Here is an 8,698-nt window from a genome sequence, read left to right as displayed (position 1 = left end):
TGATATTTAGAAAATTACCGCTGCTTGTTTGATTTGCATTTTTCTTTATCCCCGTTTTTTCCATTGCACAAACGCCTCCAATACATAAAAGCGCTGATATTTATCAGAAACTGAAAAAATTAAATGTGCTGGGCAGTGTTTTATACATAGCGGCGCATCCTGATGATGAGAACACAAGGCTGCTCACCTACTTTGCCAATGGTGAATTATTGAGAACAGGTTATATGAGTTTAACACGCGGCGATGGCGGTCAGAATTTAATTGGCGATGAACAAGGCACTGAACTCGGCTTAATAAGAACGCAGGAATTATTATCGGCAAGAAGAATTGATGGCGCTGAACAATTCTTTAGCCGTGCTTATGATTTTGGATTTTCAAAAAGTTCGGATGAAGCCTTAAGGTTCTGGAACCATGATAAAATTTTAAGCGATGTGGTTTGGGTGATACGCAATTTCCAGCCCGATGTGATCATCACCCGCTTTCCCGGCGATGCAAGAGCTGGCCATGGCCATCATGCAGCATCCTCCATTTTAGCAAAAGAAGCTTTTGCCGCCGCGGCTGATTCAACCATGTTTCCCGAACAATTTAAGTATGGTGTAAAACCCTGGCAGGCCAAAAGGATTTTATGGAACACATTCAACTTTGGCAACGTAAATACTACCAGTGACGACCAGTTTAAAATGGAAGTAGGCGCTTATAATACTTTGCTTGGAAAAAGTTATGGTGAAATTGCTTCGCTAAGCCGCAGCCGGCACAGAAGCCAGGGCTTTGGCTCCGCCGCGCAAAGAGGTGAAGCGTATGAATATTTTGAATTGCTGGATGGCTCGCCTGTAAAAAATAATTTGTTTGATGGGGTGGATACAACATGGCAACGCATTGGTGCAGCTAACGTTGAGCAACAGGTTGATGCAATCATTAAAAACTTTCAGTTTGAACATCCTGAAAATGCTGTTGCTGCATTGGTGGGTTTATATAAATCAATTGAGCAATTGCCCGATGGCTACTGGAAACATAAAAAGCTGGAAGAAGTAAAACAATTGCTGGTTGAATGCTGCGGCATTTACGCAGAAGCTACCACCAATAATGAGTTTGGCGTACAGCAGCAAAAATTCAATGTAAGGTTTGTGGTAAATAAGCGGCTGAATACAAACGTTACATTAAAGGATATAAAGCTGCTTGCATTCGATTCCGTTCTCAATACAAATCTTGCCACCAACACGAATCTTAGCTTTTCCCGCAATTTTATGGTGGAAGATAATATGCCGGTTTCACAGCCTTACTGGCTTGAATATGGTATTGACAGCATTGGAAGTTTTACCGTAAAAAATCAAACCCTCATCGGCAAAGCGCAAAACGATGCAGCATACCCGGCGAGTTTCACTTTCAGCATAAACGGAACGGATATAACGATTGATAAACCCGTTCAGTACAGGTTTGTAAATCCTGCCCGCGGCGAATTATATGAACCGTTTATGGTAATAAACCCTTTGAGCATTGCAGTGAGGCCTTCTGTTGTTTTAACCAATATCAAACAAAATAATGTGGCGCTTAAAAATGATAACGTATATGCCCAGGTGAAATCATACATCGAAGCGCCCCACTCAAAACTGAAGTTATTTTTTGTGCAGGATAATGATTCTGTCTTTATAAAAGATACAACGGTTGATCTGGAATACAATCAAACATACGATTTCAGCTTCTCGTTATCCAAATATTACAATAAACAAAAAGGCGAACCTTCTGTTGCGGTTGAAGTTAATATCAATAATCAGCCTGAATCTTATAACGGCGACCTGCATTCCATTCAATACGAGCACATTCCTTACATCCATTATTATGCAACAGATAAAATTCATGTAATAAATGAAGAAGTAAAAACAGTGGGCAAACGTATTGGATACATTCCCGGTGCCGGTGATAAATTGCCGCAGAGCCTGCAGCAAATGGGTTACGAGGTAAAGATGCTTTCGCCAAATGATTTTACAACATCCAATTTAAAACAGTTTGATGCTGTGATAACCGGCGTGCGTGCTTACAATATAAATGAATGGCTGAATGAAAAATATGGTGTGCTGATGAACTATATAAAAAACGGCGGCAACCTGATTGTGCAATACAATACCAACAACCAGATTGGTACGGTGAAAGCCAATATCGGCCCGTATAATTTTACCATCAGCCGCACGAGGGTTACAGAAGAAATTTCACCTGTGCATATATTATTGCCCAATAATCCTGCACTCAATTATCCCAATAAAATCACCAGCGCAGACTTTAATAACTGGATCCAGGAACGCAGTACCTATCATGCAGAACAGTTTGATAAACATTACCAGGCGCCGCTTGGCATGCACGATGTGAATGAACCGGAAAGTAATGGCGGCCTCATTATTGCCAAATATGGCAAAGGCAATTTTGTGTATGCAGGCATTGTATTTTTCAGGGAGTTACCCGCCGGCGTTAATGGCGCTTACAGGTTGATGGCAAATTTGATTGCATTGCCGAAAGGCCAGTGACCCGAAGACTTTGCAAGGCAATAAGGTTTGCTCAAACAACGAAAAGACCGTAAAAAACAGCGAATAATACCGGGAAAACGGCGACAATAATTATGGAAAAAGCTTTTTCATTAATCACAAACAGTTTACAACGTTTCCGTTTTTTAGATAGTCCTTATTATTAAAATAATATCATGAAACCCGGGATTTACCTTGCCATAATGTTGCTGGTACTATTAACTGCCTGCAATAAAAATGTTTCTTCAGCAGACGCTTTAAAAGGTCGTTGGGAATTGCGATCCGTTTATGGCGGTTACGGTCCCGGAGGAGGCAATTATGAAGCCGGTAACGGGAACATATATTTTTTCACTTCCAATAGCTATCGCCATTATGTAAATAATGTATTGAATGATAGCGGCAGTTACAGCATTACAAAAGGGGAAAACCCAGATACAGGAGAAAGCATGAATGCCATATTGTTTGATTCTCTTTACACGGTGCCTTATTTAATCAGCCATAATAATTTAAAACTATACTATGGAGCTATTGCAGCCGATGGCAGCATCGCCACTTATGAACGTATTGCTGAATAAAATTCTGTGTTGTTTAAACTATTGCGATAAGGCCTGAAAAGATTTGCGTATTCTCTGCGTTACAACAGATTTTCCATCAAACCTCATACTCAACTTTCTATAGTATTTCTGCGGATATAAATTATCACAGATGAAATAAGGCATCTTTTAATGCTGCATGCTTTGTAATTATTACCGGTAAAACCGGCACTTGTGTGTATAGATTTTTCATAGCATCTTTGCCGGGTTCAGTCATGCTGCAAATCTTTCCGATTTTAAAACGCAGCTCCAAAACAATAAACCATACATGCATTCAAGAAGGAAAATTGGTTTTTTAATGCTCATCATTATTGGTGTTGTAATTGGCTTTGCCATTAAAAATGTAAAGATCGGTTTGATCATTGGCCTGATACTCGGCCTTTTTGCCGGCAGCCTGGGCAGCAAAACCAAAGAATAGGTTTGTATTAATAATTGCCAATTCCTTATTTTCACTGTACAAAATCAATTGCATGAGTCATCCGCTTTTCCGTACAAAAAAGATTGACAAAATTTTGCACGATGCCAAAACAATGGCCGACGATCACCATGGCGGCGCAGGCCTTAAGCGGGTGCTTACCATGCGCGACCTTACTTTTTTTGGTATTGCAGCCATCATTGGCGCCGGCAGTTTCAGCAGTTTAGGCATGGCGGTTTTTTCGGGCGGGCCGGGCGTTGTAGTGCTTTTTATTATCTGCGGCATTGCCTGCGGCTTTACAGCTTTATGCTATTCTGAATTTGCCAGCCGCATACCTGTTGCCGGCAGCGCTTACACCTATGCTTATGCATCGTTTGGAGAGTTGTTTGCCTGGATAATCGGATGGGCTTTAATTATGGAATATTCCATCGGTAATATTTATGTAGCCTTTTCATGGAGCGATTATTTTACCAGCTTTCTGCATAAAATAAATATTCATATTCCCGATTATTTAACCTGCAGCTACCGGGAAGCGCATAATATAGCTGTTGCTTTTGCAAACAACCCGGGCCAGGCAGCAACCGGCTCAACAAACGAATTATTGAATGCGTGGAATACAGCACCGGTAGTTGCCGGTTTAAGAATAATATTCGACCTGCCTGCCATTATTATCAACCTCCTGATTACCTGCCTGGTGTACCGCGGTATAAAAGAAAGCCGCAACTTCAGCAATGCCATGGTGGTGCTTAAACTCTCTATTGTTTTGCTCGTGATTATAGTGGGCGGTTATATGATATTTCATGATGATCTTACGGCTAACTGGCATCCTGTAAACAGCGAAGGCGTAAAGGCATTTATGCCAAATGGTTTTAGCGGTGTGATGGCTGCTGTGAGCGGCGTGTTTTTTGCCTACATTGGTTTTGATGCCGTAAGTGTGCTGGCCGAAGAAAGTAAAAATCCGCAGCGCGATTTGCCCCGCGGTATGATACTCTCTTTAATTATCTGCACAACCATTTATATCGTGCTTGCCCTGGTGCTTACCGGAACAGTCGTGTATTCAAAGTTTGAAAATGTGGGTGATCCGCTGGCTTATATTTTTGAACCGCAAAATCTTAATATCGGCTGGATGCAGATGCTTGTTGCAATCTGCGCGGTAATTGCCATGACGAGCGTATTGCTTGTATTCCAGATGGGGCAGCCGAGGATTTGGATGAGTATGAGCCGCGATGGTTTACTGCCGCCGGTATTTCAAAAAATACATCCAAAATATAAAACGCCTTCGTTTGCTACTATTTTAACCGGCGTAGCTGTAGGCGCTCCTATTTTATTTACCGATAAAGATTTTGTGCTTGATTTCACCAGCATCGCCACTTTGTTTGCATTTGTACTGGTGTGCGGCGGCGTTTTGCTTATTCCCGTAAAGGAAAAAATGCCGGGTAAATTCAATATGCCATATATCAACTCAAAAATTTTATTCCCGTTCATTGTTGCAGCCGCTATGATTATTGCGCATTTTGCCGCGGATAATTACTTCTCCCAACTTTTCGATATAACAGGAGAGAATGCGTCATTCAATATTTCCAGCATCATTTTCTGGTGTATTATGATAATGCTGGCTATTACAGCTTTTTTCAAAAACTGGTCGCTTATACCCTTGCTTGGTTTATCCACCTGCATGTACCTGCTTACCGGCATGACCGGCGAGAACTGGGCATGGTTTGGAAGCTGGCTGGCATTAGGCCTCATTATTTATTTTTCTTACGGTTATAGAAAAAGTAAACTTGCTGCTGCCTGACGCACTTTTTATTTAATTCCTGCTAAAAAAAATTTCAGAGGCGTGTTTCCATGCCGCTGGAAACGCCGTTTAATAAGCAACTTCAACCATTTAATAATTACATCTTATACTTACCTCAAGTGCATGATAGATTTATAACAAAATTATTCTGCGCTGGAAAGTATGGTCCGTTGCTAACAATACAAGTCCGCCCTTGCAGAAAACTAAATGCCGGTTTACACCGGCTTTTTTTTGTTCCAGAATTTATATAGCCCAGCTCAATACAATCTCATCAAAAATCCTGGCAGTTATAGTTAAGTAAACAGGCTCGTTTTTCTTGAATACAAAGGGCAGCATTAAATACTCACTGCTTTTTTGAATGGGTTGAATGAGTTGCATATTCTCCCTGAAATCAACCTTGCCTAAACTATACCATTTAAATAAAGATTCTTTGGCGCTCCACAAAACAGTCAACAGTTGACGGTTGACTGTCGACGGGTCTATGGACTGTGGTCTATGGTTTATGGATAAAAAAGCCCATTCCCCCTCACTTATAAACTTGTACGCAATACGCGCAACTTTTTCCGTTGGAATTTCAATATCAATCCCCACACGATGTGTAGAGCTTACGATGGCTGCAGCATAATTACCGCAATGCGAAATGGAAAAATGATAACGGTCGCCGGGCAAATAAGGTTTTTTTGTATCAGCAATTAAAATTTCGGCATACGGAAAATCAGGAAATAAATACTGGAGTAAATAACGGCCTGCCAAATGCTGCAAACGTTTATGCGGATGCGTTATACTTTTTTGCAGCGGAACTTTCGCAAGAAAAAAATCTTCTTCCTCTTCAATATGCCAGATTCCAAGTTGCGTGGTTTCATTTATGGTATGCTGAAAAAATAAAGGCACAGGCGAATTTCTGCTTTTTAGTTTTGAACAGATAATTTAGTGGAGGAGTAATTCCATTTTATGTAATAAAAAGCCCGGCACTGACGCCAGGCTTTCCTGATGGTTCAATTAATTATTTTCAGTGTATTTTTTATAATTATCCATTATTGCCTGCCAGCCTGTTTTTTGCATGTCAAGAGAATTGGTATCTTCTGCTTCAAATATTTCTGTAACATACGTTGTGTTGCCCTGGGGTTTAAAATCAATACGCACCTTTCTGCCATCGGCAATTGTATATTCTATTTTTTCATAGGGCTCAACGGTGTCATACACAGCCTCAAAATCAAATCCAAAACTTTCATCTTTGGCTTCCATCCTGGCCAGGAGCTTACCGCCGGGTTGCAAATCATTTTTTGCTTCCGGGCAATGCCAGTCATCGGAAGCAAAATTCCATTTGGTAATATGTTCGGGCTTTGTAAAATATTCCCAGGCTTTTTCAACCGGTACATTTACGGTAGCTTCTACTGTAATGTTTGTTTTGTTTTTTGTTTGCATTGTGTTGAAAGTTTTATTGTTAATAATTACAATGCAAACATCATACTTAATAAAAAAATATAAAGTGGCAGATTACGGCAAGTATAAGGCTGATTGCGACATTAGTAATTGAATTTCTATGCTTCAGGCTCCGGCTTGTTTTGCTGCCATTCTTTATGGTTAACCATTATCTCTATCTTTTTCCTGCAACGTTCAATGTCTGCATGATAATCTTTTATTTTATCATCATTCAGCGAATTAAGAATGGCTTTCTCAAAACAGCTAATTGCTGCATCAAAACTCATCTTCAATTCTTCAGCAATCCCATAGCGATAATACACCCATGATTTCTCAATGGTTGGAACGGAAAGGCACTTATCCAGGTGCTTTTTCAGTTCATCATAACGTTCCATATCGGTTAACAATACCGCATAATGAAAATAAGGATGCGGATAATTTGGTTCGCTTCTCATGGCAGCACGAAAATGCATTTCGGCTTTTTTATAATCGTCAAACTGCGTTTTATATATCCAGCCAAGTGAGTTATGCGTAGGCGCATGATTGGGCTCGTCATATAAAATAGTTTCATACTTGCGCAATGCATCCACGTGAGCGTTTTTCTTAATATCTGCTTCAGCTTCCAGGAATAATTCTTCTATATTCATAGGCTTTTATTTTTTATTTGTTCAAAAAGTTCATGGGTTCACTTGTGCACGGGTTTAATTCACAATACCGGTCTGACGCTTCAAAAGCGTCTGACCGCGTTCAACTATTTCAATCAGTCAACTGCTCAACCAATTTACCACCCCAGTATCCACGCAAATATTAAAGGCGCAACAATGGTGGCATCGCTTTCCACAATAAATTTTGGCGTATGAATATCTAATTTGCCCCAGGTTATTTTTTCGTTCGGCACAGCGCCTGAATAAGAGCCGTACGATGTGGTGCTGTCACTTATCTGGCAGAAATAACTCCAGAAAGGCACATCGTGCCATTCGAGGTCCTGGTACATCATCGGCACCACGCAAATGGGAAAATCACCAGCAATGCCGCCGCCTATCTGGAAGAAGCCAACACCTTTGCCCCCACTATTAGCACGATACCACTCAGTTAAATATACCATATATTCAATACCGGTTTTCACGGTACTTGCTTTCAATTCATTTTTTATAACATAGCTGGCAAAAATGTTCCCGGTGGTACTGTCCTCCCAGCCCGGCACAATGATGGGGATATTCTTTTCGGCAGCCGCTATGATCCAGCTATCTTTTCTGTCAATCTCAAAATACTGGTCAAGTTCGCCGCTTAAAATGGTTTTGTATAAAAATTCATGCGGAAAATAACGTTCACCTTTTGCTTCAGCATCTTTCCATTGTTTCACCAGGTGTTTTTGCAAACGGCGAAAAGCTTCTTCTTCAGGAATGCAGGTATCGGTTACACGGTTGTAATGATTCTCCAGCAAATCCCATTCTTCCTGCGGCGTTAAATCGCGGTAATTGGGCACGCGTTTATAACTGTTATGCGCCACAAGGTTCATTACGTCTTCTTCCAGGTTAGCGCCGGTGCAACTGATAATATCAATCTTTCCCTGCCGTATCATTTCGGCCAGGGAAATGCCAAGTTCGGCTGTACTCATGGCGCCGGCAAGCGTAACCATCATTTTACCACCTTCATTCAAATGCACCTCATAACCTTTAGCGGCATCCATTAAGGCAGCGGCATTAAAATGGCGGTAGTGATACTGTATAAATTGCGAAACAGGTCCTTTATTCATCTTTAAAATTTAAGATAGCAAAAATAATTTTTTACAAACAAGTGGGCCGTTAAAGATGCGGTTTTTAAATATATCATTCGTTAAGTGCCCGAATAAATAGCTGTTATCCACATGCGGGGCAGAACTATTTGCATCAACCATTCTTTTGTGCAAAATTTTTGCTTTTATTCACCTTGTTTATCATTTTCTTATTATAAAATTTGC

Annotated in this window: 8 protein-coding genes; 4 read left to right on the top strand and 4 right to left on the bottom strand. The window is 40.6% G+C overall.

Annotated elements, in window-relative coordinates; genetic code table 11:
* Window positions 1-125: 125 nt before the first annotated feature.
* The 4 genes from ACTHN6_RS04610 to ACTHN6_RS04595 all read left to right on the top strand — a co-directional run bounded on the left by ACTHN6_RS04610 (window position 126) and on the right by ACTHN6_RS04595 (window position 5,316).
* A complete protein-coding gene (locus ACTHN6_RS04610) occupies window positions 126-2,516 on the top strand; it encodes a PIG-L family deacetylase (protein ID WP_440434546.1) in 2,391 nt (796 codons plus the stop codon).
* A 173-nt stretch (window positions 2,517-2,689) separates the two neighbouring features.
* Window positions 2,690-3,088 (top strand): hypothetical protein, encoded by a 399-nt coding sequence (locus ACTHN6_RS04605; protein WP_440434545.1) that lies wholly within the window; start codon window positions 2,690-2,692, stop codon window positions 3,086-3,088.
* Between the two features lie 286 nt (window positions 3,089-3,374).
* A complete protein-coding gene (locus ACTHN6_RS04600; protein WP_440434544.1) occupies window positions 3,375-3,524 on the top strand; it encodes a hypothetical protein in 150 nt (49 codons plus the stop codon).
* Between the two features lie 52 nt (window positions 3,525-3,576).
* On the top strand, window positions 3,577-5,316 hold the full coding sequence (locus tag ACTHN6_RS04595) for an amino acid permease (protein ID WP_440434543.1): 1,740 nt from the start codon (window positions 3,577-3,579) through the stop codon (window positions 5,314-5,316).
* 243 nt (window positions 5,317-5,559) lie between these two features.
* Here ACTHN6_RS04595 and ACTHN6_RS04590 read toward each other — a convergent pair whose 3' ends face one another.
* The 4 genes from ACTHN6_RS04590 to ACTHN6_RS04575 form a co-directional block, all read right to left on the bottom strand.
* Window positions 5,560-6,207, bottom strand: a complete 648-nt coding sequence (locus tag ACTHN6_RS04590; protein WP_440434542.1) for a 4'-phosphopantetheinyl transferase family protein — start codon at window positions 6,205-6,207, stop codon at window positions 5,560-5,562.
* A gap of 108 nt (window positions 6,208-6,315) precedes the next feature.
* Entirely contained in the window at window positions 6,316-6,741 is a 426-nt protein-coding gene (locus ACTHN6_RS04585) for an SRPBCC family protein (protein WP_440434541.1), read from the bottom strand.
* Window positions 6,742-6,857: 116 nt separating this feature from the next.
* Complete coding sequence (locus ACTHN6_RS04580; protein ID WP_440434540.1) at window positions 6,858-7,385, bottom strand: hypothetical protein; 528 nt, start codon at window positions 7,383-7,385, stop codon at window positions 6,858-6,860.
* Between the two features lie 134 nt (window positions 7,386-7,519).
* Window positions 7,520-8,494 (bottom strand): deoxyhypusine synthase family protein, encoded by a 975-nt coding sequence (locus ACTHN6_RS04575; RefSeq protein WP_440434539.1) that lies wholly within the window; start codon window positions 8,492-8,494, stop codon window positions 7,520-7,522.
* Window positions 8,495-8,698 lie beyond the last annotated feature (204 nt).

The sequence above is a fragment of the Parafilimonas sp. genome (genome assembly GCF_051953455.1).
Lineage (GTDB): Bacteria > Bacteroidota > Bacteroidia > Chitinophagales > Chitinophagaceae > Parafilimonas.
The sequence above is the reverse complement of the archived record's forward strand: the minus strand, read 5'-3'. Positions and strand labels throughout refer to the sequence as shown.

Coding starts and splice junctions, on each gene's coding strand:
- ACTHN6_RS04605 (WP_440434545.1), top strand. CDS start 2,690: ATGAAACCCGGGATTTACCTTGCCATAATGTTGCTGGTACTATTAACT.
- ACTHN6_RS04600 (WP_440434544.1), top strand. CDS start 3,375: ATGCATTCAAGAAGGAAAATTGGTTTTTTAATGCTCATCATTATTGGT.
- ACTHN6_RS04595 (WP_440434543.1), top strand. CDS start 3,577: ATGAGTCATCCGCTTTTCCGTACAAAAAAGATTGACAAAATTTTGCAC.
- ACTHN6_RS04585 (WP_440434541.1), bottom strand. CDS start 6,741: ATGCAAACAAAAAACAAAACAAACATTACAGTAGAAGCTACCGTAAAT.
- ACTHN6_RS04580 (WP_440434540.1), bottom strand. CDS start 7,385: ATGAATATAGAAGAATTATTCCTGGAAGCTGAAGCAGATATTAAGAAA.
- ACTHN6_RS04575 (WP_440434539.1), bottom strand. CDS start 8,494: ATGAATAAAGGACCTGTTTCGCAATTTATACAGTATCACTACCGCCAT.